This window comes from Luteimonas sp. gir (assembly GCF_037198055.1).
Taxonomy (GTDB): Bacteria; Pseudomonadota; Gammaproteobacteria; order Xanthomonadales; family Xanthomonadaceae; genus Luteimonas; species Luteimonas citri_A.
The window spans coordinates 506,481-530,346 of the sequence record NZ_JBBAXQ010000002.1; the positions used below are offsets into that span (position 1 = coordinate 506,481).

Annotated in this window: 22 protein-coding genes and 5 tRNA genes; 24 read left to right on the forward strand and 3 right to left on the reverse strand. The window is 67.6% G+C overall.

Annotated features, from left to right (window positions below):
* The first annotated feature begins 5 nt into the window (after positions 1 to 5).
* Positions 6 to 1,184 (forward strand): AI-2E family transporter, encoded by a 1,179-nt coding sequence (locus WAF18_RS05910; protein ID WP_337244303.1) that lies wholly within the window; start codon positions 6 to 8, stop codon positions 1,182 to 1,184.
* Complete coding sequence (gene hda, locus WAF18_RS05915; RefSeq protein ID WP_337244304.1) at positions 1,181 to 1,885, forward strand: DnaA regulatory inactivator Hda; 705 nt, start codon at positions 1,181 to 1,183, stop codon at positions 1,883 to 1,885. Before WAF18_RS05910 ends, hda begins: the two co-directional genes overlap by 4 nt.
* 25 nt (positions 1,886 to 1,910) lie before the next feature.
* Here hda and moaB read toward each other — a convergent pair whose 3' ends face one another.
* Positions 1,911 to 2,429, reverse strand: a complete 519-nt coding sequence (gene moaB, locus WAF18_RS05920) for a molybdenum cofactor biosynthesis protein B (RefSeq protein WP_183427378.1) — start codon at positions 2,427 to 2,429, stop codon at positions 1,911 to 1,913.
* 242 nt (positions 2,430 to 2,671) lie between these two features.
* Between moaB and WAF18_RS05925 the strand changes: the two genes are divergently transcribed.
* On the forward strand, positions 2,672 to 2,893 hold the full coding sequence (locus WAF18_RS05925; RefSeq protein ID WP_337244305.1) for a hypothetical protein: 222 nt from the start codon (positions 2,672 to 2,674) through the stop codon (positions 2,891 to 2,893).
* A gap of 105 nt (positions 2,894 to 2,998) precedes the next feature.
* Here the strand turns inward: WAF18_RS05925 and prfA are convergent, their stop codons facing one another.
* Together prfA and hemA are read right to left on the reverse strand one after the other, a co-directional pair.
* Positions 2,999 to 4,081: a peptide chain release factor 1 gene (gene prfA / locus WAF18_RS05930; RefSeq protein ID WP_337244306.1), complete on the reverse strand. Its 1,083-nt coding sequence runs from the start codon at positions 4,079 to 4,081 to the stop codon at positions 2,999 to 3,001.
* Positions 4,059 to 5,357, reverse strand: a complete 1,299-nt coding sequence (hemA, locus tag WAF18_RS05935; protein WP_337244307.1) for a glutamyl-tRNA reductase — start codon at positions 5,355 to 5,357, stop codon at positions 4,059 to 4,061. Before hemA ends, prfA begins: the two co-directional genes overlap by 23 nt.
* A gap of 93 nt (positions 5,358 to 5,450) precedes the next feature.
* On the opposite strand from hemA, the gene WAF18_RS05940 reads away from it, so the two are divergent.
* From WAF18_RS05940 to rpoB, 21 genes are all read left to right on the forward strand, one after another.
* A complete protein-coding gene (locus WAF18_RS05940) occupies positions 5,451 to 7,145 on the forward strand; it encodes a tetratricopeptide repeat protein (protein WP_337244308.1) in 1,695 nt (564 codons plus the stop codon).
* Complete coding sequence (gene lolB / locus WAF18_RS05945) at positions 7,142 to 7,819, forward strand: lipoprotein insertase outer membrane protein LolB (RefSeq protein WP_337244309.1); 678 nt, start codon at positions 7,142 to 7,144, stop codon at positions 7,817 to 7,819. Before WAF18_RS05940 ends, lolB begins: the two co-directional genes overlap by 4 nt.
* Positions 7,816 to 8,697, forward strand: a complete 882-nt coding sequence (gene ispE / locus WAF18_RS05950; protein ID WP_337244310.1) for a 4-(cytidine 5'-diphospho)-2-C-methyl-D-erythritol kinase — start codon at positions 7,816 to 7,818, stop codon at positions 8,695 to 8,697. The genes lolB and ispE overlap by 4 nt, the downstream gene beginning before the upstream one ends.
* A 57-nt stretch (positions 8,698 to 8,754) precedes the next feature.
* Positions 8,755 to 8,830 (forward strand) — tRNA-Gln (locus tag WAF18_RS05955).
* Positions 8,831 to 8,896: 66 nt separating this feature from the next.
* Complete coding sequence (locus WAF18_RS05960; protein ID WP_183427372.1) at positions 8,897 to 9,856, forward strand: ribose-phosphate diphosphokinase; 960 nt, start codon at positions 8,897 to 8,899, stop codon at positions 9,854 to 9,856.
* Positions 9,857 to 9,942: 86 nt separating this feature from the next.
* A complete protein-coding gene (locus tag WAF18_RS05965; RefSeq protein ID WP_183427371.1) occupies positions 9,943 to 10,596 on the forward strand; it encodes a 50S ribosomal protein L25/general stress protein Ctc in 654 nt (217 codons plus the stop codon).
* 52 nt (positions 10,597 to 10,648) lie between these two features.
* A complete protein-coding gene (pth, locus tag WAF18_RS05970; protein ID WP_337244311.1) occupies positions 10,649 to 11,233 on the forward strand; it encodes an aminoacyl-tRNA hydrolase in 585 nt (194 codons plus the stop codon).
* Between the two features lie 80 nt (positions 11,234 to 11,313).
* Positions 11,314 to 12,405, forward strand: coding sequence for a redox-regulated ATPase YchF (gene ychF, locus WAF18_RS05975; RefSeq protein ID WP_337244312.1), 1,092 nt, complete (start codon positions 11,314 to 11,316; stop codon positions 12,403 to 12,405).
* 238 nt (positions 12,406 to 12,643) lie between these two features.
* Entirely contained in the window at positions 12,644 to 13,696 is a 1,053-nt protein-coding gene (locus tag WAF18_RS05980; protein WP_337244380.1) for an isoaspartyl peptidase/L-asparaginase, read from the forward strand.
* 139 nt (positions 13,697 to 13,835) lie between these two features.
* A tRNA-Tyr gene (locus tag WAF18_RS05985) sits at positions 13,836 to 13,921 on the forward strand.
* Positions 13,922 to 13,983: 62 nt separating this feature from the next.
* Positions 13,984 to 14,057: transfer RNA gene (locus WAF18_RS05990), tRNA-Gly, on the forward strand.
* A 37-nt stretch (positions 14,058 to 14,094) separates the two neighbouring features.
* A tRNA-Thr gene (locus tag WAF18_RS05995) sits at positions 14,095 to 14,170 on the forward strand.
* Positions 14,171 to 14,266: 96 nt separating this feature from the next.
* Entirely contained in the window at positions 14,267 to 15,457 is a 1,191-nt protein-coding gene (gene tuf, locus WAF18_RS06000; protein ID WP_337244313.1) for an elongation factor Tu, read from the forward strand.
* A 138-nt stretch (positions 15,458 to 15,595) separates the two neighbouring features.
* Positions 15,596 to 15,671, forward strand: a tRNA-Trp gene (locus WAF18_RS06005).
* A gap of 87 nt (positions 15,672 to 15,758) precedes the next feature.
* Entirely contained in the window at positions 15,759 to 16,139 is a 381-nt protein-coding gene (secE, locus tag WAF18_RS06010; protein WP_337244314.1) for a preprotein translocase subunit SecE, read from the forward strand.
* Between the two features lie 16 nt (positions 16,140 to 16,155).
* Positions 16,156 to 16,728 carry a transcription termination/antitermination protein NusG gene (gene nusG, locus WAF18_RS06015; RefSeq protein ID WP_183427983.1) on the forward strand — a complete coding sequence of 191 codons (573 nt, stop codon included), beginning with the start codon at positions 16,156 to 16,158 and terminating at the stop codon, positions 16,726 to 16,728.
* 197 nt (positions 16,729 to 16,925) lie between these two features.
* Positions 16,926 to 17,354, forward strand: a complete 429-nt coding sequence (gene rplK / locus WAF18_RS06020) for a 50S ribosomal protein L11 (protein ID WP_183427982.1) — start codon at positions 16,926 to 16,928, stop codon at positions 17,352 to 17,354.
* Between the two features lie 4 nt (positions 17,355 to 17,358).
* On the forward strand, positions 17,359 to 18,060 hold the full coding sequence (rplA, locus tag WAF18_RS06025) for a 50S ribosomal protein L1 (RefSeq protein WP_183427981.1): 702 nt from the start codon (positions 17,359 to 17,361) through the stop codon (positions 18,058 to 18,060).
* A 383-nt stretch (positions 18,061 to 18,443) separates the two neighbouring features.
* A complete protein-coding gene (gene rplJ / locus WAF18_RS06030; RefSeq protein WP_183427980.1) occupies positions 18,444 to 18,989 on the forward strand; it encodes a 50S ribosomal protein L10 in 546 nt (181 codons plus the stop codon).
* Between the two features lie 57 nt (positions 18,990 to 19,046).
* Entirely contained in the window at positions 19,047 to 19,421 is a 375-nt protein-coding gene (gene rplL / locus WAF18_RS06035; RefSeq protein ID WP_183427979.1) for a 50S ribosomal protein L7/L12, read from the forward strand.
* 231 nt (positions 19,422 to 19,652) lie between these two features.
* On the forward strand, positions 19,653 to 23,843 hold the full coding sequence (gene rpoB / locus WAF18_RS06040; protein ID WP_337244315.1) for a DNA-directed RNA polymerase subunit beta: 4,191 nt from the start codon (positions 19,653 to 19,655) through the stop codon (positions 23,841 to 23,843).
* Positions 23,844 to 23,866: the final 23 nt, after the last annotated feature.

Genomic DNA, 23,866 nt, shown 5'->3' on the forward strand with positions numbered 1-23,866 from the left:
CCATCATGACCGAGCACGATCCCGCGAACGCCGACATCGCGCGTTTCCTCCGGCGCCTGCAATGGGGATTGGCGTTGGTCGCGGTCGCCTGGGTGATCGGGCAACTGGGCCCGGTGCTCACGCCGTTCGTGCTCGCCGCGCTGCTGGGCTGGCTGGGCGACCCGCTGGTCGATCGCATCGAGCGCCGCGGTCACTCGCGCACGCTGGCGGTCTCGCTGGTCTTCGCGCTGATGACGCTGTTGCTGGCGCTGGTGCTGATCATCTTGGTGCCGATGATCGAACGGCAGATCGTGACCCTCGTCGACAGCCTGCCGGCCTACCGCGACTGGATCATCGGCACCGCGCTGCCTTGGATCGAGCAGCGCACCGGCTACGAGGTCGTCGCCTGGCTCGATACCGACCGGTTGATCGAGCTGATCCGCGAACACTGGCAGCAGGCCGGCGGCGTCGCCGCGGCGGTGCTGGGCTACCTGTCGCGCTCGGGCTTCGCGCTGCTCGCGGTGGTGATCAACCTGGTGCTGGTGCCGATCCTGACGTTCTATTTCATGCGCGACTGGGACCTGTTGGTCGAGCGCTGCGCCTCGCTGGTGCCGCGCGACCACATCGGCACCGCGAATCGGCTGGCGCGCGAGACCAGCGAATCGCTTGGCGGTTTCCTGCGCGGCCAGTTCCTGGTGATGCTGGGACAGGGCGCGATCTATGCGGTGGGCATGTCGCTGGTCGGTCTGCGCCTGGGGCTGCTGATCGGCATGATCGCCGGGCTGATCAGCTTCATTCCGTACCTGGGCGCGACCGTCGGCATTTTGATGGCGTTGATCGCGGCAATCGTGCAGGTCCAGGGCTTCGACTGGACGCTGCTGATCCTGATCGGCGTGGTGTTCACGATTGGCCAGCTCGTCGAAAGCTACGTGCTGACCCCGCGCCTGGTCGGCGACCGGATCGGCCTGCATCCGGCCGCGGTGATCTTTGCAGTGCTGGCCGGCGGCCAGTTGTTCGGCTTCCTGGGCATGCTGCTGGCGTTGCCGATGGCCGCGGTGGCCAATGTGCTGTTGCGCTACGCACACGAGCGCTACACCCAGAGCAAGCTCTACGCGGGCGACAAGCCGACGATTGCATTGGCAGGCAGCAGCATCGCAGTGCCGCACGACAGCCGGACCGACGACCCGGTCGATCCGACGCGATGAGCGCGCCATCGCCGCAATTGCCGCTGGCGCTGCGCTATCCGCCGGACCAGCGGCTGGACACGTTCGTCGCCGACGACCCGGCGCTGATGCCGCAGTTGCGTGACTTCGCGCTGGCTGGTGCACGCCGGGCGCTGTACGTCGCCGGCCCGGCCGGCACCGGGAAGACCCACTTGGCGATCGCGCTGTGCGCGCAGGCCGAGCAACTGGGCCGCAGCGCGGTCTACCTGCCCTTGCGCAGCCTGGCCGGGCGCGTGCGCGCGGCCGCCGAGGCCTTGCAGGGGCATGATCTGGTCGCGGTCGATGGCTTGGAGGCGATCGCCGGGGATCGCGATGACGAGGTCGCGCTGTTCGACCTGCACAACCGGCTGCACGATGCCGGCCGCAGCGTGTTCTACACCGCCGACCAGCCGCCCGAGGGGTTGGCGCTGCGCTTGCCCGACCTGCGCTCGCGGCTTGCGCAGAGTGTGCGCGTGGTGTTGGCGCCGCTCGACGACGCCGGCCGGCACGCGTTGCTGCGCCTGCGTGCCGAACGCCGCGGCCTGCAGGTCGACGCGGCGACGATCGATTGGTTGTTGCGCCGGGTCGATCGCGACCTGCCGGCGCTGACCGCACTGCTCGACCGGCTCGATCGCGCCTCGCTGGCCTCGCAGCGCCGGCTCACCGTCCCGTTCGTGCGTCAGGTGCTGGCCGAGGCCTCGTAGCCGCAGTCGGCGCGCACGCGCGCCGTCACTCCTTCAGGCGCGGACGGATCGTCGCCAGGTTGCAGGGCCGGGTGGTCGAATCGAGCTGGTGGCGGATGATCCGCTCCCACGCCGTCGTGCAGGCCGAGGTCGAGCCGGGCAGGGCGAAGACGAAGGTCGCGTTCGCCAGGCCGGCGAATGCGCGCGACTGCAGCGACGAGGTGCCGATCTCCTCGAACGACACTGCGCGGAACAGTTCGCCGAAGCCCGGCATCTCCTTGTCGAGCAAGGGCAGCAGCGCTTCTGGCGTCGAATCGCGACCGGTGAAGCCGGTGCCGCCGGTGACCAGGATGCCGTCGACATCGGGATCGGCGATCCAGCGCGAGACCAGCGCGCGCATCGCGTAGCGGTCGTCGGGCAACAGGGCGCGCTCGGCGACGCGGTGGCCGTCGGCGCGCAACGCCTCGGCGAGGTAGTCGCCGGAGGTGTCGTTGGCGGCCGTGCGGGTGTCGGAGACCGTCAACACGCAGATGGACAGCGGAATACGTTCGTTCAATGCGCTCATGCGGTCAGATTACCACTGGCGCGTGTGCCTCCTTCGCATCTGTCGACTCGCGTGTAGGAGAGCTCGCCGTGCGAAGCGACGGCGTCGCCTGTCATGGGGCCGCAGGTGTGGAACAGGTACCCAGATCGCGGGTGTCAGTATTTTCCTATACGTAGTGAAGGAGAAATCTGACAGCGTGTGCGTGTCGTATCCGCGATGGTTGAGCTCGCGAGCCATCCGGCTCGCTTGCATGGAGGAACATCATGAAAAAACTGGGCCTGCGATTCGCCCTCGTGTGTGCGGTCGCCGTCGCGGCGTCGGGCAGCGCAAACGCGCTCGAGGGCACGCCGTGCACGGAGGGTCAGGAGAACGCATACGTGCAAACCGGGCTCTATGGCTACAAGGTCTATCAGTGCCTGGGCGTGTGGACCTATCTTTACGAATGCGATGAGTCCGGCTACTGCTTCATCGGCAGCCCCAGCTGACGCGGCGGCTTGAAACCGGAGGCTCTGACCCCGTCAGAGCCCATCTGCTGAGTGCGCGAGCGGTGGGCAGCGTCGCCCAGGTGACTCTGCAAGGCTCGCGCACGCTCACTGCGCGGTGAGCTGCGCCAGAGCGTCGGCTTGGTGTTCCTGCGACAAGCGGTCGACGAGCGGCTCGAGTTGGCCCTCGAGCACGTTGGGCAGGTCGTAGAGGGTCAGGCCGTCGACCCGGTGGTCGGTGATCCGGCCCTGCGGGTAGTTGTAAGTGCGGATGCGCTGGCTACGGTCGCCGCTGCCGACCTGCAGTCGGCGGATCTGCGCCGTCGCGGCCGCGCGGCGTTCGGCTTCGGCCTCGGCCAGCATCGCGCGCAGCCGCTTCATCGCCTTGTCGCGGTTGGCGTGCTGGCTGCGTTCGGTCTGCGACTCGACCACGGTGCCGGTGGGCACGTGGGTGATGCGGATCGCCGAGTCGGTCTTGTTGACGTGCTGGCCACCCGCGCCCGAGGAGCGGAAGGTGTCGACTTTCAGATCGGCCGGGTTGAGCACGATATCGGCGGCCTCGTCCTCGATCGGGATGATCGCGACGGTCGCCGCCGAGGTGTGGATGCGGCCCTGCGATTCGGTCTCGGGCACGCGCTGCACGCGGTGGGTGCCTGACTCGAACTTCAGCCGCGCGTAGGCGCCGGCGCCTTCCACGCTGGCGACGATCTCGCGAAAGCCGCCGTGCTCGCCCGGGTTGGCCGATTCGACCTCGACCCGCCAGCCGTTGCGCTCGGCGAAGCGCTGGTACATCCGGAACAGGTCGCCGGCGAAGATCGCGGCCTCGTCGCCGCCGGTACCGGCGCGGATTTCCAGGTACAGGCCACCCTCGTCGCGCGCATCGCGCGGGACCAGCAGCGCCAGCAGTTCGGCCTCGAGCGACTCGATGCGCGCGGTCGCCGCAGCGATTTCTTCCTCGGCGAGTTCGCGCAGATCGGCGTCGTCGAGCATCGCGCGCGCGGCGGCGAGGTCGGCATGGGCCGCGCGTTCCTGCGCCAGCGCCGCCGACAGCGGTTCGAGCTGGGCGAACTCGCGCGACAGCGCACGGTAGCGGCCCTGGTCGGCGACCGTGGTCGGATCGGAGAGCAGGCGTTCGACCTCGTCGCGACGCTCGGCCAGGGCCTCGAGCTTAACGCGCAGGGTCGGCAGCATCGGCATCGGTCCGGGCGGGAGCGGGTGGCAGCAGCCGGTCGAGGCTGTCGGCCAGCGCGTCGTCGCCGCGCAGCGCGGCCTCGCGCAGCGCAGCGGTGGGCAGGTGCAGTAGCCGATTGGTCAGGGTGTGGGCGAGCAGTTCGAGCACCGCCTCGGGGGGTTGGCCGGCCGCGAGTTGCTGGCGCGCGCGTGCCAGCGATTCGCTGCGGATCGCGTCGCCGTGCGCACGCAACCGCTTGACCGGAGCCAGACGCGCGCTCGCCGCACGGGTCTCGCCGTAGCGGCTGACCTGCAGGTCGATGATCGCCTCGGCATCGCTCGCAGCCTCGCGCCGGCTGCGGCGGTTGTCGTCGAGCGTGCGCTCGAGGTCGTCGACCGTGTACAGGAACACGTCGCGCAGTTCGGCGACATCGGGCGCGATGTCGCGCGGGACCGCGAGGTCCATCAGCAGCATCGGGCGGTGCTTGCGTGCGGCCAGCGCGGCGGCGACCTGGGGCCGGGTCAGCACGGGCTCGCGGCTGGCGGTGGCCGAGAACACGATGTCAGCCAGGAACAGGTGACGGTCGATCTCGTCGAGCGGCAACGCGATGCCGCCGTGCCGTGCCGCCAGTTCCTGGGCGTGGGCATAGGTGCGATTGGCGACCAGCAGCCGCTTGACCTTGGCCTGCGCCAGGTGCCGGGCTGCCAGCTCGATGGTCTCGCCGGCGCCGACCAGCAGCACCGCCGAATCGGAGGGGCGTGCGAACGATTCCTGCGCCAGCCGCACGGCGAGCGAGGCGACCGACACCGGGCTGTTGCCGATCCGGGTCTCGCTGCGCGCCCGCTTGGCGGTCACGAAGGCATGCTGGAACACGCGGTCGAGCTCGCCGCCCAGCGTGCCGGCGCTGCGTGCGGTGGCCCAGGCCTGCTTGACCTGGCCCAGGATCTGCGGCTCGCCGAGGACCAGCGAGTCCAGCCCGGTCGCCACCCGGAACAGGTGGCGCACCGCATCGTCGTCGCGATGGCGGTAGAGATAGGCGTCGAGCGAGCCGCCGCCCGTGCCGCCGTCCTGGTCGGGATGGGCAGCCAGCCAGTGCGCCAGTGCGCTGCCGTCGTCGTCGGCGACCGCGTAGAGCTCGGTGCGGTTGCAGGTCGACAGCAGCGCGACTTCGCGCACTTGGGGCAGCGACTTGAGTTCGGCCAGCGCCGTCTGCAGCGTATCCCCGGAGAACGCGACGCGCTCGCGCAGGGCGACCGGCGCGGTCTGATGATTGATGCCGAGGGCGTACAGACTCATGGGCTGGCGGGCTCTCCCGGGATGGCTCATCCCGTTCAGGCGCTTGCGATAAGCTTCCGGTGAAGCGCCCATTTTACGGCCCGGTTGCCCCAGATGCCCGTTTTCGATTCCATTCCGGTCGCCCGATTGCGCGCGGCCCTGCTGGTGCCGTTGCTCGGCGTCGTCTGCGCGGCGCAGGCGCAGCCTGCGGTCGAGGCTGCCGACCCGCTCAGGCGCGACGTACTCGGCGCCACATTGGCCGGCGAATTCGCGGTGCAGGCCGGGCGTCTGGACGAGGCCGCCAACTGGTATCTGGACGCGGCCCGCCATTCGGACGGCGATGCCGGGCTGGCCGAGCGGGCGACCCGCATCGCGCTGCTTGCCGGCGACGACCGTCGCGCGGGCCAGGCGCTGGACCTGTGGCGTCGCAACGCGCCCGAGTCGCTGCCGATGCGGGCCGCGGAGGCGACGCTGTCGTTGCGCAACGGGCGCGATAGCGCCGCGCGGCGGCAGCTCGAAGCGCTGTTGCGCAGTGATGATCCGACCGGCTGGCGGCATGCCTTCACGGTGCTGTCGGGCGGCGGACGGGACCCGCGCCAGGCGGCGCGGCTGCTTGAGCGGATCGTCGCCGACGGCGCGATTCCCGACGAGTTGCAGGCGTGGATGGCCTTCGGTGGCCTGGCCCAGCGCCTCGATCGTCCGGACCTGACCGAGCGCGTGCTCGACAACATCGTCGCGCGCTTCCCGGGCGAGCCGCGGGTCGCGCTGCTGCGCGCCAGTCAATTGCGCGAATCAGGTCGCACCGACGAAGCCCGCGCGGCGTTGGCGGCGATGGCCGAGGCGGCGCTGGCCGCGCCCGATCTGCGTCTGGCGATCGCGGGCGAGTACGAGGCGATGGGTGATCTCGACGCCGCCGAAGCCACGTTGGCGGCAGGTCCGCAGGATGGCCGCACTTATGTGCTGCGGGCCTCGCTGCTCGCCCGCGCCCAGGACAAGGCGCGGCTGGCGGCGCTGTACGAGGAGGTCAAGGCGGTGGCGCTGGCGCCCAATCCTGCCCAGCGGCTGCTGCTGGGGCAGATGGCCGAGTACCTGGAGCAATACGACGAGGCGCTGGACTGGTACGACGCGGTGCCGGGCGGCGAGGAGCGCTTCCAGGCCAGGCTGCGCGGCGCCCGGGTGCTGCACGAGCTGGGGCGCCACGACGAGGCCTGGGCGCGCTTGCGCGCGCTGCAGGCCGACGGCACCGCCGATGACGAGTTCCGCCGCAGCGCCTATCTGCTGGAGGCCGAGCTGCGCCAGTCGGCCGACGATCCGGCCGAGCTCGACGCCTACAATCGAGGACTGTCGGCGATGCCCGACGACCCGGCGCTGCTCTACGCACGCGCGCTGATGTGGGAGCGCCGCGACGACATTCCGCGCGCCGAGGCCGACCTGCGCCGGTTGCTGGTCGCCGAGCCGGAAAACGTCGCTGCGCTCAATGCGCTGGGTTACACGCTGGCCGATCGCACCACCCGCTATACCGAGGCGCTGGAACTGATCGACCGCGCGCGCGTGGCCGAGCCCGACAATGCCGCGATCGTCGACAGCTACGGTTGGGTGCTGCACCGCCTGGGCCGCAACGCCGAAGCGCTGGTGGAGTTGCGCCGGGCCTATTCGATGATGAAGGACGCGGAAGTCGCCGCGCACATCGCCCAGGTGCTCTGGGCGATGGGGCGCCGCGATGAGGCGCGCAAGTACTTCGACGAGGCGCGCGCCATCGATCCGGAGAACCGGTCGCTGCTGCGTGCGCTGGAGGTCACCGGCGCATGAGGTGCTGGCGTGGGATGGTGATGTTCGCGGCGATGGTCGCGCTGTCGGCCTGCACCAGCGTTCCGGTCCGCCCGCCTGCGGAGGTCGTGCGGCTCGATGCCGAGGCGCGGGCGGCGGCCGATGCCCGGCTCGCTGCGCGTGAGGCGGCGGTGCGCGCCCTGCCGGAGTTCGGATTTGCCGGGCGTGTGGCGATGTCAAACGGTCGCGATGGCGGCAGCGGCCGCATCGAGTGGCAGCAGCAGGGCGCGCGCTATCGGGTCGTGCTCAGTGCGCCGGTCACGCGCCAGAGCTGGCAGCTGCAGGGTGGACCGGACGGCGCGCGGATCGATGGCCTGGACGGCGGCCCGCACGAAAGCGCCGATGTCGGGCAATTGCTGTGGGAGACCACCGGGTTCGAGATCCCGGTCGCGGCGATGGCTGCCTGGGCGGCCGGCGCGCGCGCCGACGCTGCACTGTCGGGCGAGGCCGAGGTCGACTACGACGCCGCGGGACGCCTGGCGCGGCTGCGCCAGGACGGCTGGACGATCGATTATCTCGAGTGGCAACCCGAGACCGACGGCGCGCTGGCGCTGCCCACTCGCGTGAATGCCGCGCGCGGCACGGCGCGGGTGCGGCTGGTGGTCGATGCCTGGACGCTTCCCGGCGTTGCGTCCGCAGCGCCTGTCGCGCCGTGACGCCGCTGGACGATGCCGGCTGGTCCAGTTGGCCGGCCCCGGCCAAGCTCAATCTGTTCCTCAGGATCACCGCCCGGCGCGCGGATGGCTACCACGCCTTGCAGACGGTGTTCCGGATGCTCGACTGGGGCGACACGGTACGCCTGCGGCTTCGCGACGACGGTCTGATCCGCCGGGTCGGGGCTTCGGTCCCCGGATTGGCGGAGGACGATGATCTCGTCGTGCGTGCGGCGCGTCTGCTTCAAAATGCTGCCAATTGTACGCAAGGCGCCGATATCGCCGTCGAAAAGCGGATTCCGACCGGGGCCGGGCTCGGCGGCGGGTCGTCGGATGCGGCCACCGTGCTGCGGGTGCTCGACCGGCTGTGGGGCACTGATCTGGGGGAGGACCGGCTGGCCGAGCTGGGCCTGGCGCTCGGGGCCGATGTGCCGGTGTTCGTCCGCGGCCGCAACGCCTGGGCCGAGGGCGTGGGCGAAACGCTCAGCCCGGTGGCGCTCGAGCCGGCCTGGTATCTGCTCGCCGACCCCGGCGTGCACGTGAACACCGCGGGCCTGTTCCAGGCCCCTGAATTGACGCGAAATGCCCAGCCCGCGACAATGGTCGACTTCGTTTCAGGTGCTTCGCTCGGCAACGCGTTCGAGCCGGTCCTGCGGCGCCGCGAACCTGCCGTCGAGGCGGTGTTTGTCGCGCTCGCAACGGTCGGCACGCCACGCCTGACCGGGACGGGCAGCGGCTGCTTCGTCGAATTCGCGACCCGCGAATCCGCCGAGGCCGCCCAGGCGCAGGTCGCATCGCGGGTCCAGACCCGTGTGGTCGCCGGCGCCGTCCGCTCGCCGCTGCTCGAGGCACTGGAAAGGGAAATTCGGGATAAGGGTTGAAGATGCGTGGTGCGGCGCTGCCGAATCCCCGATCTCAAATCCAATCCTGTTCGCCATAGGGGCGTCGCCAAGTGGTTAAGGCACCGGGTTTTGATCCCGGCATTCGCAGGTTCGAATCCTGCCGCCCCTGCCATGCCCGTGCGCGCGTGCGTGCACGGTCCTTCCATCCGCTCGGTCAGAGCGACGCGGAATCTCCGACATGAAAGAAGAACGCAATCTCCTGATCTTCTCGGGCAACGCCAATCGCCCGCTCGCCAAGTCCGTCTGCCGCGAGCTGGGTGTGCGCCAGGGGCGGGCACTGGTGTCCACGTTCTCCGACGGCGAGGTACAGGTCGAGATCGAGGAGACCGTGCGTCGCCAGGACGTGTTCGTCCTGCAGCCCACCTGCGCGCCGTCTGCCGAGAACCTGATGGAGCTCTTGGTGCTGATCGACGCGCTCAAGCGCGCATCGGTGTCGAGCGTCACTGCGGTGATCCCGTACTTCGGCTATTCGCGTCAGGACCGCCGGCTGCGCTCGAGCCGTGTGCCGATCACCGCCAAGGTCGCCGCGCGCATCATCACCGCCGCCGGCGCCGATCGCGTGCTGACGGTGGACCTGCACGCCGACCAGATCCAGGGCTTCTTCGACATCCCGGTCGACAACGTCTATGCCTCGCCGTTGCTGCTGGCCGATATCTGGCGCGCGCACGGCACCGACAACCTGATCGTCGTGTCCCCGGACGTCGGTGGCGTGGTGCGCGCGCGCGCGATCGCCAAGCGGCTCGATGATGCGGATCTGGCGATCATCGACAAGCGCCGTCCGCGCGCGAACGTCGCCACGGTGATGAACATCATCGGCGACGTGCAAGGCAAGACCTGCGTGCTGGTCGACGACATCGTCGATACCGCCGGCACGCTGTGCGCCGCCGCTGCCGCGCTCAAGGCCCAGGGGGCCATCAAGGTGGTTGCCTATTGCACGCACGCGGTGCTGTCGGGGGCTGCGATCGACAACATCAACAAGTCCCAACTCGACGAGATGGTCGTCACCGACACCATTCCGCTGTCGGAGGCTGCACGCAACTGCGCGCGCATCCGCCAGCTCAGCGTCGCCGAACTGCTCGCCGAGACGATCCGCCGGATCGCGTTCGGCGAGTCGGTCAGCTCGCTGTACGTCGATTGATCCCAACCCAACCGGCTCTTCTGGTCGCGGAAGAGTCAATCCAACCGCCGCGAGGCGGAATCATCGCAACATCAAGAGTGAATCCAATGGCCATTTCGCATGAAATCAAGGTGCAGCGCCGCGAGGACGAGGGGAAGGGTGCGAGCCGCCGCCTCCGTCACGCCGGTGAAGTGCCTGCTGTCGTCTACGGCGGCGACCTCGCACCGGTGAGCATCAAGCTCAGCCACAACGATGTCTGGCTCGCCAGCCAGCACGAGTGGTTCTATGCATCGATCCTGGACCTGAGCCTCAACGGCGACGTCCAGAAGGTGCTGCTGCGCGATATGCAGCGTCACCCGTTCAAGCAGCAGATCCTGCACCTGGACTTCCAGCGCGTGAACGACAACGAGGTGATCAAGACGGCGGTGCAGCTGCACTTCCTCAACGAGGACACCTCGCCGGCCGGCAAGGCGGCCGACGTGATCGTGATGCACGAGCTCACCGAAGTCACCGTGACCTGTCTGCCCAAGGACCTGCCGTCCTCGATCGAGGTCGACCTGGCCAATCTGGCGGTCGGCGACATCATCCACCTCTCGGCGCTGAAGCTGCCCAAGGGCGTGGAGATTCCCGAGCTGGCGCTCGGTCCCGACCACGACGTCGCCGTCGTCGTCGCCAAGCACGGTCGCGTCGAAGCCGAGCCTGAAGAGGGCGAGGGCGCGTCGGCCGATGTGCCGGCGACCAAGGCCGCGAAGGACGAGTAATCCCGTCGCGGGCGTGCGCGCCTGTTGGCGCGCGCGTTCCGGCGGCATTGCGATGACGACCGGTCTGCAATTGATCGTGGGGCTGGGCAATCCCGGCCCCGAGTACGCGCGGACCCGGCACAACGCCGGGTTCCGCGTCGTCGACGCGCTTGCCGCACGTGCTGGCGAGGCGTTCGCCATCGATGCCAAGCTGTTCGGCGAGACCGCGCGGGTGCGCATCGATGGGCACGACGTGCGCCTGCTCAAGCCGGCGACCTTCATGAACCTCAGTGGCAAGTCGGTGCTGGCCGCGCAGCGGTTCTGGAAGATCGACCCCGAGCGCACGCTGATCGCCCACGACGAGCTGGACCTGCCGCCTGGCGTGGCCCGGTTCAAGTTCGACGGCGGCCATGGCGGCCAGAACGGCCTGCGCGACACGATGCGGCTGTTGGGTCACGGTCGATTCCATCGCCTGCGTATCGGTATCGGCCATCCCGGCCACCGCGACAAGGTCACGCCCTGGGTGCTGGGCCGGCCGAGCGCCGACGACGACATCCTGATCGGCCGCGCCGTGGACGACGCGATCGATGCACTGCCGCTCGCACTGGCGGGCAACTTCATGGACGCGATGACGCGGCTGCATACGGCGAAGCCGTAATTGGTGATTGGTGATTCATCGCGCGCCTGCCGCGTCGAGTCCTCAATCACGAATTGCGAATCACGAATCACGGACGCGCCATGGGCATCAAATGCGGCATCGTCGGCCTGCCGAACGTCGGCAAGTCGACTCTCTTCAATGCACTGACCAAGGCGGGCATCGCTGCGGCCAACTTCCCGTTCTGCACGATCGAGCCGAACGTCGGCATCGTGCCGGTGCCGGACCTGCGTCTGAACGCGTTGGCAACGATCGTCAAGCCGCAGAAGGTGCTGCCGACGGCAGTCGAGTTCGTCGATATCGCCGGGCTGGTCGCCGGTGCGGCCAGCGGCGAGGGCCTGGGCAACAAGTTCCTGTCGCACATCCGTGAGGTCGATGCGATCACGCACGTCGTGCGCTGCTTCGAGAACCCGGACGTCATCCACGTCAACAACAAGGTCGACCCGATCGCCGATATCGAGACGATCGACACCGAACTGGCGCTGGCCGATCTCGATTCGGTCGAGCGCGCGCTGCAGCGCGCCGAGCGTTCGGCCAAGACCGGCGACAAGGATGCGAAGGTCCGCGCCGAGGTGCTCGGCCGTGTGCACAAGGGCCTGGCCGACGGCCGGCCGGTGCGCTCGCTCGCGCTGTCGGACGACGACCGCGCGGCGATCCGCGACTTGTTCCTGCTCACCGCCAAGCCGGTGCTGTACATCGCAAACGTGCTCGAGAACGGCTTCGAGAACAATCCGCACCTCGATGCGGTGCGCGCGCGTGCTGCAGGCGAGGGCGCCGAGGTCGTGCCGGTGTCGGCGGCGATCGAAGAGGAGCTGTCGCAGCTCGACGACGCCGACCGCGACGCATTTCTGGCCGATCTTGGGCTCGACGAGCCGGGTCTGAACCGGGTGATCCGCGCCGCCTACGGCTTGCTGGCACTGCAGACCTACTTCACCGCCGGCGTCAAGGAGGTGCGGGCCTGGACGGTGAAGATCGGCGCGACGGCGCCGCAGGCCGCCGCGGTCATCCACACCGACTTCGAGAAGGGCTTCATCCGCGCCGAGGTCGTCGGCTATGACGACTTCATCCGCTACGGCGGCGAATCGGGCGCCAAGGAGGCCGGCAAGTGGCGCTTGGAAGGCAAGGAGTACATCGTCAAGGATGGCGACGTGATGCATTTCCGCTTCAACGTCTGATCGGCACCCAGTGGGCCTCGGCGGGTGCGTGGCACCGTCTGAGTCCACTGGAGGTTTCCTTCCGCCAAAGGCGCCCTTCGGGGCGCCTTTCGTGTCTCTGGCGCCAGGGACTCGACGCCGTGTGCCGGGAGAGAGGGGCGCGGCGCATCGCCGGTCGAATGTGCTGCGGCCCGGTGGGGCGGAGCGCCTACACTCCAGGCTTCGTCACGTCACCGGAGTTCCCATGCGCGCACTCGCCCTGTCTGCCTGCGTTCTGCTGTCGAGCGCCGTCCTCGTTCCATCTCCGGCCGTCGCGTCCGGCGCGGCGGCGGACCAGGTCGCGCCCGGCCCGGTGCTGGCGATCCACGGCGGTGCCGGGGTCGTGCGCGGCAATCTCACGCAAGAGGAAGAAACCTCGGCACGCGCGGCGCTGACGCTGGCGCTGCGTACCGGCCATGCCTTGCTGCGCGAGGGGCGGCCGGCGCTCGATGCGGTGGTCGCGGCGGTCACCGTGCTCGAGGACGATCCGGCGTTCAATGCCGGTCGCGGTGCGGTGTTCACCCATGAGGGTCACAACGAGCTCGATGCCTCGCTGATGGACGGGGCCACGCGCGCCGCGGGGGCTGTCGCGGGCGTGCGGCGGATCCGCAATCCGATCCAGCTCGCGCGGCGGGTCATGGAGGACTCCCCGCACGTGATGCTGATCGGCGAGGGCGCCGAGGCGTTCGCCCAGTCGCAGGGCGTCGAGTTGATCGATCCGGCCTGGTTCCGGACCGAGAAGCGCTGGCAGCAACTGCAGAAGGTCCGGGCCGAGGGTGCCGCGGCCGAGCGTGCGGCGACTGTCGTCGCTGACGATCCGCTGCGCTATTTCGGGACCGTCGGCGCGGTCGCGCTCGATGCGCGCGGCGCGCTGGCCGCGGCGACCTCGACCGGCGGCATGACTGATAAGCGCTGGGGGCGCGTGGGCGATGCGCCGGTCATCGGCGCCGGTACGTGGGCCGATGCGCAATGTGCGGTCTCGGGCACCGGCTGGGGCGAGTTCTACATCCGCAGCGCCGCCGCGCACACGATCTGCAGCCGCGTCGGGCTGCTGGGCGAGGGGATCGAGCAGGCGGCGGCTGCGGTGATCGACCGGGACATCCCGGCGATGGGCGGCAATGGCGGCGCGATCGCGCTTGATGCCGACGGCAACATCGCCATGCCGTTCAACACCGAGGGCATGTACCGGGGCTGGATCGGCGCCGATGGTGTGCCGCATGTCGCGATCGGGCGCGACGATGTCGCCCAGGAGGATGGCGCGCCGGCGCGTTGACCGGTACTATGCGCGCCCCGCCATCGCGTACGGCAAGTACCGGGGCGGGGCAGCCTGGCTCCACCGCATCGCGGCGTTGACAGGAAGGAAAACTGGCCGCAAAATCGCGGGCTGTTTTCACCGGCAACGCGAAATCGCCGGAGGGATACCCAAGCGGCCAACGGGGGCAGACTGTAAATCTGCTGGCTTACGCCTTCGGTGGTTCGAATCCACCTCCCTCCACCATCTTGCGGTCCGGTGGAACGAACAAGCAGTGCGACAGGTTGTGCGGCAGACTGGATCCCGGTGCGGGAGTAGTTCAATGGTAGAACCTCAGCCTTCCAAGCTGATGGTGCGGGTTCGATCCCCGTCTCCCGCTCCATTGACGGCTCCGGCCGCATCCAGAGGTTGAAATCGTTGCTCACGTAGCTCAGTCGGTAGAGCACCTCCTTGGTAAGGAGGAGGTCGAAGGTTCGATTCCTTTCGTGAGCACCACATCTATGCGGATCCTTCCGCGAAGAGCCCGGCAATCCATGGCCGGACTTTTCAAAAGGCAGTCAATTCACAAACGTTCAGCGAGACAAGGCAGCCATGGCAAAGGGTAAGTTCGAGCGCACCAAGCCGCACGTCAATGTCGGCACGATCGGTCACGTCGACCATGGCAAGACGACGCTGACGGCGGCGCTGACGAAGATCGGCGCCGAGCGTTTCGGCGGCGAGTTCAAGGCCTACGACGCGATCGACGCGGCGCCGGAAGAGAAGGCGCGCGGCATCACGATCTCGACCGCGCACGTGGAATACGAGAGCCCGACGCGCCACTACGCGCACGTCGACTGCCCGGGCCACGCGGACTACGTCAAGAACATGATCACCGGTGCGGCGCAGATGGACGGCGCGATCCTGGTGTGCTCGGCCGCTGACGGCCCGATGCCGCAGACGCGCGAGCACATCCTGCTGTCGCGTCAGGTCGGCGTGCCGTACATCGTCGTGTTCCTGAACAAAGCCGACATGGTGGACGACGCCGAGCTGCTCGAGCTGGTCGAGATGGAAGTGCGCGAGCTGCTGAGCAAGTACGAGTTCCCGGGCGACGACACCCCGATCATCTCGGGTTCGGCGCGCCTGGCGCTGGAAGGCGACCAGTCGGAGATCGGCGTGCCTGCGATCCTGAAGCTGGTCGACGCGCTGGACACCTGGATTCCGGAGCCGGAGCGCGACATCGACAAGGCGTTCCTGATGCCGGTCGAGGACGTGTTCTCGATCTCGGGTCGCGGCACGGTGGTCACGGGTCGTATCGAGCGCGGCATCATCAAGGTCGGCGACGAAATCGAAATCGTCGGTATCCGTCCGGTGCAGAAGACGACCGTTACGGGCGTGGAAATGTTCCGCAAGCTGCTCGATCAGGGCCAGGCGGGCGACAACGCCGGTCTGCTGCTGCGCGGCACCAAGCGTGACGACGTCGAGCGTGGCCAGGTGCTGGCCAAGCCGGGTTCGATCAAGCCGCACACCGACTTCGAGGCCGAGGTCTACGTGTTGTCGAAGGACGAGGGTGGTCGTCACACGCCGTTCTTCAAGGGCTACCGTCCGCAGTTCTACTTCCGCACCACCGACATCACCGGTGCGGTCGAGCTGCCGGAAGGCACCGAGATGGTGATGCCGGGCGACAACGTGAAGATGGTGGTCACGCTGATCAACCCGGTGGCGATGGACGAGGGCCTGCGCTTCGCGATCCGCGAAGGCGGCCGGACCGTCGGCGCCGGCGTGGTGGCCAAGATCATCAAGTAATCCCACGGCCCGCGCGCTTTCGCGCGCGGAGCCGGATCACTCTTCGCCTCGCGGGGGTGACGATTCAAAGGCGGGCCGGCAACCCGGTCCGCCTTCGTCGTCTAAGGAGTATCCTGGGCGGCGTGTTTCAACAGCCACACGCCAGTAGCTCAATTGGCAGAGCAGCGGTCTCCAAAACCGCAGGTTGGGGGTTCGAGTCCCTCCTGGCGTGCCATTTTTGCGGAGACTTTTCCGCACGGGCCCTGGCGCAGCGCGGCCTGGCCTGCCAAACGAGCAGTCGCAACCGATGAGTCGCCGGGACTTGAACAGCAGAGTGGAACATTCGAAAGGCGCATCCTCCGCGGATTTCGCCAAGTACGCCGCCGCCGCGCTGCTGGTCGTGGCCGGCGTGTTCGCCTTCTACTGGTTCCAGGCACAGATGGCCACGCCGGTGCGCAGCATCATCGTCGGTCTGTGCGTCGTCGGCGCTGCGGCGATCTTCCTGACCACCGGCAAGGGCCATCAGACCCGCGAATTCTTCTCGGAAACCCGTTTCGAGATGCGCAAGGTGGTCTGGCCGACGCGCCAGGAGGCGATGCGCCTGACCTGGATCGTCATCGTCGCGGTGATCCTCATCAGCCTGATCCTGGCCGGTTTCGACCGGGTCATCCAGTGGCTCATTCAGCTCATCCTGCGGCAGTGACGGAGTAACGAACCTGATGGAAACCGAAGGCGTCAAGCGCTGGTACGTCGTGCATGCCTATTCCGGCTTCGAGAAGTCGGTGGCGCAGGCGCTGCGCGATCGCATCGCGCGGACCGGCATGCAAGACCGTTTCGGCGATGTCCTGGTGCCGACCGAGGAAGTGATCGAAATGCGCTCCGGCCAGAAACGCCGTTCCGAGCGCAAGTTCTTCCCCGGCTACGTCCTGGTGCAGATCCTGACCTCAGACGAGGGCGGCATCCCGCGCATGGACAACGAGAGCTGGCACCTGGTCAAGGAGACCCCGAAGGTGATGGGCTTCATCGGCGGCACCGCCGACCGCCCGCTGCCGATCCGCGACGAAGAAGCTGCCGCGATCCTCGATCGCGTTCAGGAAGGCGTCGAGAAGCCGCGTCCGAAGGTGCTGTTCGAAGCTGGCCAGATGGTCCGCGTCATCGACGGCCCGTTCAACGACTTCAACGGCGTCGTCGAGGAAGTCAATTACGAGAAGAGCCGGCTGCGCGTCGCCGTGTTGATCTTCGGCCGTTCGACCCCGGTCGAGCTGGAATTCGGGCAGGTCGAGAAGGCCTGACCCGTTGCGCCCGGATGTGACGGGCGCGCAAAACCCTGCTATAGTGCACGGCTCACTGTCCGGTCGAGCCGGGCAAGCGCACAGGCCGCCGCATGGGCGGCCTTTGTCGCGGATGGACAACGTGAAGCCGGGACACGTGATTTTCCCGGCCCGATGGGGAGCCTGAGCACCAGGCGTTCGCACCCGGAGAGCACACAATGGCAAAGAAAGTCGTCGGTTACATCAAGCTGCAGGTGAAGGCCGGTCAGGCCAACCCCTCGCCGCCGGTCGGTCCCGCGCTGGGTCAGCGTGGCCTGAACATCATGGAGTTCTGCAAGGCGTTCAACGCAGCGACCTCCAAGCTCGAGCCGGGTCTGCCGACTCCGGTCATCATCACTGCGTACTCCGATCGTACGTTCACCTTCATCACCAAGAGCACGCCGGCCACGGTGCTGCTGAAGAAGGCGGCGGGCGTGAGCTCGGGCTCCAAGCGTCCCAACACCGAGAAGGTCGGCAAGGTCACGCGCGCCCAGCTCGAGGACATCGCCAAGGCGAAGGAGCCGGATCTGACCGCAGCGGATCTGGATGCAGCAGTGCGCACCATCGCGGGCTCGGCCCGTTCGATGGGCCTGACGGTGGAGGGCTGAGACCATGGCACAGACCAAGCGACAGAAGCGGCTGCAGGCCGCGGTGCAGCCGGGCAAGAGCTACGGCATCGATGACGCGCTGAAGATCGTCAAGGACAACAGCAACGCTAAGTTCGCCGAGGCTGTGGACGTCGCCGTCCGCCTGGGCGTCGATGCGCGCAAGTCCGACCAGCAGGTCCGCGGTTCGACCGTGCTGCCTGCCGGCACCGGCAAGAGCGTCCGCGTCGCGGTGTTCGCCCCCGCCGGTGCCAAGGCCGACGAGGCGCTGGCTGCTGGTGCCGACGCCGTCGGCATGGACGACCTGGCCGAGAAGATGCAGGCCGGCGACATCAACTACGACGTCGTGATCGCAACCCCGGATGCGATGCGCGTCGTCGGTAAGCTCGGCACGTTGCTCGGCCCGCGCGGCCTGATGCCCAACCCGAAGGTCGGCACGGTCTCGCCGAACCCGGGTGAGGCGGTCAAGAACGCCAAGGGCGGCCAGGTCCGCTACCGCACCGACAAGGCCGGCATCATCCATTGCACGATCGGCAAGGCCGACTTCGACGCCGACAAGCTCAAGGAAAACCTGCAGGCGCTGCTGGCCGACCTGGTGAAGGCCAAGCCGGCCACCGCCAAGGGCCAGTACCTGCAGAAGATCTCGCTCAGCTCGACGATGGGCCCGGGCGTGATCGTCGACCAGTCCACGCTGAGCATCGCGCGCTGATCGATCGGTGATATCGCGCGTCGCCCCGTCCGCGGGGCGACGCCACTTTTGGGGGCATCGCGACGGACCTTTGGTCCAGCGCGGCGCCGTCAAAGACCGCAGGCGCGGTCTGGATCGACGTGGCGACGGGCATGGATGCGTCCAACTGGCAGGGAATCGCCGCCACCGAGGATCGAGAGCGCTTAATCCCGAGGTGTCCGCACCGAAGGGCCTGCGCAGATGGTGATGCCCTTTCTGGAGTTTTCTGGTTCGACATGCGTCCAGCCAGGCGGGAAAGGCCACCACCGGGATGCTTCGCGCATCCCCGGTCTCCCAGGGACGGGGGCCGCTCAGGACCGCAACCGGCAGGAGCCGTGAGCGGAGTTCACAACGAGGAGTGATGAATGGCTCTCAATCTGTCCCAGAAGCAGGAAGTTGTCGCCGAGCTGGCACAGGTCGCCGCGAACGCCCACTCCCTGATCGCCGTCGAGTACCTGGGCACCTCGGTCAGTCAGCTGACCGCGATGCGCAAGAAGGCTCGTGAGACCGGTGTGTACTTGCGTGTTGTCAAGAACACCCTGGCCGCGCGTGCCGTGGAAGGTACCGAGTACGAGTGCGCCAAGGACTCGCTGTCCGGCCCGCTGCTGTACGCGTTCTCGACCGAGGAGCCCGGCGCTGCCGGTCGCCTGATCAAGGAATTCGCCAAGACCAACGACAAGCTGCTGCCCAAGCTGGTCGTCGTGGAAGGCCAGCTGTATCCGGCCAGCCATGTCGACGTGCTGGCGTCGCTGCCGACGCTCGAGCAGGCGCTGTCCATGCTGGCCCGCGTGCTCTCCGAGCCCGCCGCGATGTTCGCCCGCGCCGTCAAGGCCGTCGGCGACAAGCAAGGCGGTGGCGAGGACGCGCCGGCCGAAGCTGCTGCTGAAAGCGCGACCGAAGCGACGGCGTAAGCCCGATCTGCTGGTCCAACGAACCCAATCCCAGAAAACTTTTCAAAGGTAATCACAATGTCCCTTACCACTGAGCAGATCGTCGACGCCATCGCCGAGAAGTCCCTGATGGAAGTGATGGAGCTGGTCAAGGCCATCGAAGAGAAGTTCGGCGTCTCCGCTGCCGCCCCGGTCGCCGCCGCTGCCGCCGCTGCCGGCCCGGCCGCCGCTGCCGAAGAGCAGACCGAGTTCACCGTCATCCTGAAGGCTGCCGGCGACAAGAAGGTCGAGTCGATCAAGGTCGTCCGCGCCATCACCGGCCTGGGCCTGAAGGAAGCCAAGGATCTGGTCGAAGGCGCGCCGAAGGAGATCAAGGAAGGCGCGACCAAGGAAGAAGCCGAGAAGATCAAGAAGGATCTCGAAGCCGCTGGCGCGACCGTCGAGATCAAGTAAGCGGCACCATGGCATCGCAGCACATGCTGACGATGCGCCGGGGCCGGGGGCGAAAGCTCCCGGCCCTTGGTCGTTCCGGAAACCGGACGGCCTGAACAGACAACGACGCAGTTGTCAGTGGGTAGTAGCGGGAGAAGGCGTGCTGGTGCCGGCAATACCAGCGACTACCCAGTGGCAACTCATGTTCCCGGATCGCCAGTCGGTCCACCGATCCATCGAGGCGTACTCCCCATGACGACGTCCCAGCTCCAGTCGACCCCGCACCAGGCGAACTACTCGTTCACCGAGAAGAAGCGCATCCGCAAGAACTTCGGCAAGCGCCGGCAGATTCTCGAGGTGCCGTTCCTGCTGGCCATCCAGGTCGACTCCTATCGCGAGTTCCTGCAGGCCGACCGCGACCCCGCCAAGCGCGAGGACCGCGGCCTGCATGCCGCACTCAAATCCGTGTTCCCGATCGTCAGCTACAACGGCTATGCCGCGCTGGAGTACGTCGGCTACAAGCTCGGGGAACCGGGGTTCGACGAGCGTGAATGTCGCAACCGTGGCCTGAGCTACGGCGCCCCGCTGCGCGTAACCGTGCGCCTGGTGATCTACGACCGCGAGTCGTCGAGCAAGGCCATCAAGTACGTGAAGGAGCAGGAGGTCTACATGGGCGAGATTCCGCTCATGACCGACAACGGCACCTTCATCATCAACGGCACCGAGCGCGTCATCGTCTCGCAGCTGCACCGCTCGCCGGGCGTGTTCTTCGACCACGACCGCGGCAAGACCCACAGCTCGGGCAAGCTGCTGTACTCGGCCCGCATCATTCCCTACCGCGGCTCGTGGCTGGACTTCGAGTTCGACCCGAAGGACGCGCTGTTCACCCGTATCGACCGCCGCCGCAAGCTGCCGGTGTCGGTGCTGCTGCGCGCGCTCGGCTACAACAACGAAGAAATGCTCAACGAGTTCTTCGAGATCAACAGCTACCACATCCTGCCCGAAGGCGAGGGTGTGCAGCTGGAGCTGGTCTCCGAGCGTCTGCGCGGCGAGACGTTGAACTTCGACCTGCTCGACGGCGAGAAGGTCATCGTCGAGGCCGGCAAGCGCATCACCGCGCGCCACGTCAAGCAGCTCCAGGCCTCGGGCATCACCGCGCTGGCAGTGCCGGACGACTACCTGGTCGGGCAGATCCTGTCGCACGACGTCATTGATCCGTCGACCGGCGAGCTGGTCGCCACCGCCAACGACGAGATCTCGCTCGAGACCCTCGAGGCGCTGCGCAAGGCCGGCATCGAGACCATCGGCACGATCTGGGTCAACGACCTCGATCGCGGTCCGTACCTGTCCAACACCCTGCGCATCGACTCGACCAAGACCCAGCTCGACGCGCTGGTCGAGATCTACCGCATGATGCGTCCCGGCGAGCCGCCGACCAAGGACGCCGCGCAGAACCTGTTCCACAACCTGTTCTTCACCTTCGAGCGCTACGACCTGTCGGGCGTGGGCCGGATGAAGTTCAACCGCCGTCTGGGCCGCAAGGAAGTCACCGGTGCGCCGGTGCTCTACGACGCGCGCTACTTCGCCGAGCGCAAGGACGAGGACTCGGTCAAGCTGCGCGAGCAGTACGGCCAGACGTCCGACATCCTCGACGTGATCCGCGTGCTGACCGAGATCCGTAACGGTCGCGGCGTGGTCGACGACATCGACCACCTGGGCAACCGCCGTGTGCGCTCGGTCGGTGAAATGGCCGAGAACGTGTTCCGCGTGGGCCTGGTCCGCGTCGAGCGCGCCGTGCGCGAGCGCCTGACGATGGCCGAGGCCGATGGCCTGACCCCGCAGGAGCTGATCAACGCCAAGCCGGTCGCGGCCGCGGTCAAGGAGTTCTTCGGCTCCTCGCAGCTGTCGCAGTTCATGGACCAGAACAACCCGCTCTCGGAAGTCACGCATAAGCGTCGAGTCTCGGCTCTGGGCCCGGGCGGTCTGACCCGCGAGCGCGCCGGCTTCGAAGTGCGCGACGTGCATCCGACCCATTACGGCCGCGTGTGCACCATCGAAACGCCGGAAGGCCCGAACATCGGCCTGATCAACTCGCTGGCGACGTTCGCGCGTACCAACAAGTACGGCTTCCTCGAGACCCCGTACCGCAAGGTCGTCGACAGCCGCGTCACCGACGAGATCGAGTACCTGTCGGCGATCGAAGAGAACGACTACGTCATCGCGCAGGCCAACGCCGTCCAGGACGAGAAGGGCGTGATGACGCAGCAGTTCGTCGACTGCCGCTTCCAGGGCGAGTCGCTGCTCAAGCCGCCGGCTGAGATCCATTACATGGACGTCTCGCCGATGCAGACGGTGTCGGTCGCAGCGGCGCTGGTGCCGTTCCTCGAGCACGACGACGCCAACCGCGCACTGATGGGCGCCAACATGCAGCGCCAGGCCGTGCCGACGCTGCGTGCGCAGAAGCCGCTGGTCGGGACCGGCATCGAGCGCGCCGTGGCGCGCGACTCGGGCGTGACCGTCAACGCCCGCCGCGGCGGCGTGATCGAGCAGATCGACGCTGGTCGCGTCGTGGTCAAGGTCAACGAGGACGAGATCTCCGGCGAGCACGATGCCGGCGTCGACATCTACAACCTGATCAAGTACACGCGCTCCAACCAGAACACCTGCATCAACCAGCGTCCGCTGGTGAACGTGGGCGACGTGGTCGCGCGCGGCGACGTGCTGGCCGACGGTCCCTCGACCGACATCGGCGAGCTGGCCCTGGGCCAGAACATGCTGGTCGCGTTCATGCCCTGGAACGGCTACAACTTCGAAGACTCGATCCTGCTGTCGGAACGCGTCGTCAAGGAAGACCGCTACACGACGATCCACATCGAAGAGCTGACCGCGGTCGCTCGCGACACGAAGCTGGGGCCGGAGGAAATCTCCGCCGACATCCCGAACGTGTCGGAGAACGCGCTCAACCGTCTCGACGAGTCCGGCGTGGTGTACATCGGTGCGGAAGTCCGCGCCGGCGACATCCTGGTCGGCAAGGTCACGCCGAAGGGCGAGAGCCAGCTGACCCCGGAAGAGAAGCTGCTGCGCGCGATCTTCGGTGAGAAGGCCTCCGACGTGAAGGACAGCTCGCTGCGCGTGCCCCCGGGCATGGACGGCACCGTCATCGACGTGCAGGTCTTCACCCGCGACGGCATCGAGAAGGACAAGCGCGCCAAGCAGATCGAAGAGTCCGAGATCAAGCGCGTCAAGAAGGACTTCGACGACCAGTTCCGCATCCTCGAGTCGGCGATCTACGCGCGTCTGCGCTCGCAGATCCAGGGCAAGGTCGCCAACGGCGGTCCGGGCCTGAAGAAGGGCGACACGGTCTCCTCGCTGGTGCTCGACGGCCTGAAGAAGTCCGACTGGTTCCAGATCCGCATGAAGGACGAGGACGCGGCCGACGCGATCGAGCGCGCGCAGAAGCAGATCGACGCGCACCAGAAGGAGTTCGAGCGCCGGTTCGCCGACAAGCGCGGCAAGATCACCCAGGGTGACGACCTCGCGCCGGGCGTGCTGAAAATGGTCAAGGTCTATCTGGCCGTGAAGCGTCGCATCCAGCCGGGCGACAAGATGGCCGGCCGTCACGGCAACAAGGGTGTCGTGTCGACCATCGTGCCGGTGCAGGACATGCCCTACATGGCCAACGGCAACACCGTCGACATCGTGTTGAACCCGCTGGGCGTGCCGTCGCGTATGAACATCGGCCAGATCCTCGAAGTGCACCTGGGCCTGGCGGCCAAGGGCCTGGGCGAGAAGATCCAGCGGATGCTCGACGCGCAGGCCAAGGTCAACGAGCTGCGTGCGTTCCTCGACCAGATCTACAACCACGACAAGTCGGTGGCCGCACAGCGCGTCGACCTGTCGCAGTTCAGCGATGAGGAGCTGCTGACGCTGGCCGGCAACCTGACCGACGGCGTGCCGATGGCGACCCCGGTGTTCGACGGCGCCGCCGAGTCGGAGATCAAGGCGATGCTGGAACTGGCGGACCTGCCGACCAGCGGCCAGACCCGCCTGTTCGACGGCCGCACCGGTGAAGCGTTCGAGCGCGAGGTGACCGTGGGCTACATGCACATGCTCAAGCTCAACCACCTGGTCGACGACAAGATGCACGCGCGCTCGACCGGTCCGTACTCGCTCGTCACCCAGCAGCCGCTGGGCGGCAAGGCGCAGTTCGGCGGTCAGCGGTTCGGCGAGATGGAAGTCTGGGCGCTGGAAGCCTACGGCGCGGCCTACACCCTGCAGGAAATGCTGACGGTGAAGTCCGACGACGTGCAGGGCCGCAACCAGATGTACAAGAACATCGTCGACGGCGAGCACGAGATGGTCGCCGGCATGCCCGAGTCGTTCAACGTGCTGGTCAAGGAAATCCGCTCGCTGGCGATCAACATGGAGCTGGAGGAGCACTGAGGCAGGGCGTCTCGTCGCGCGGC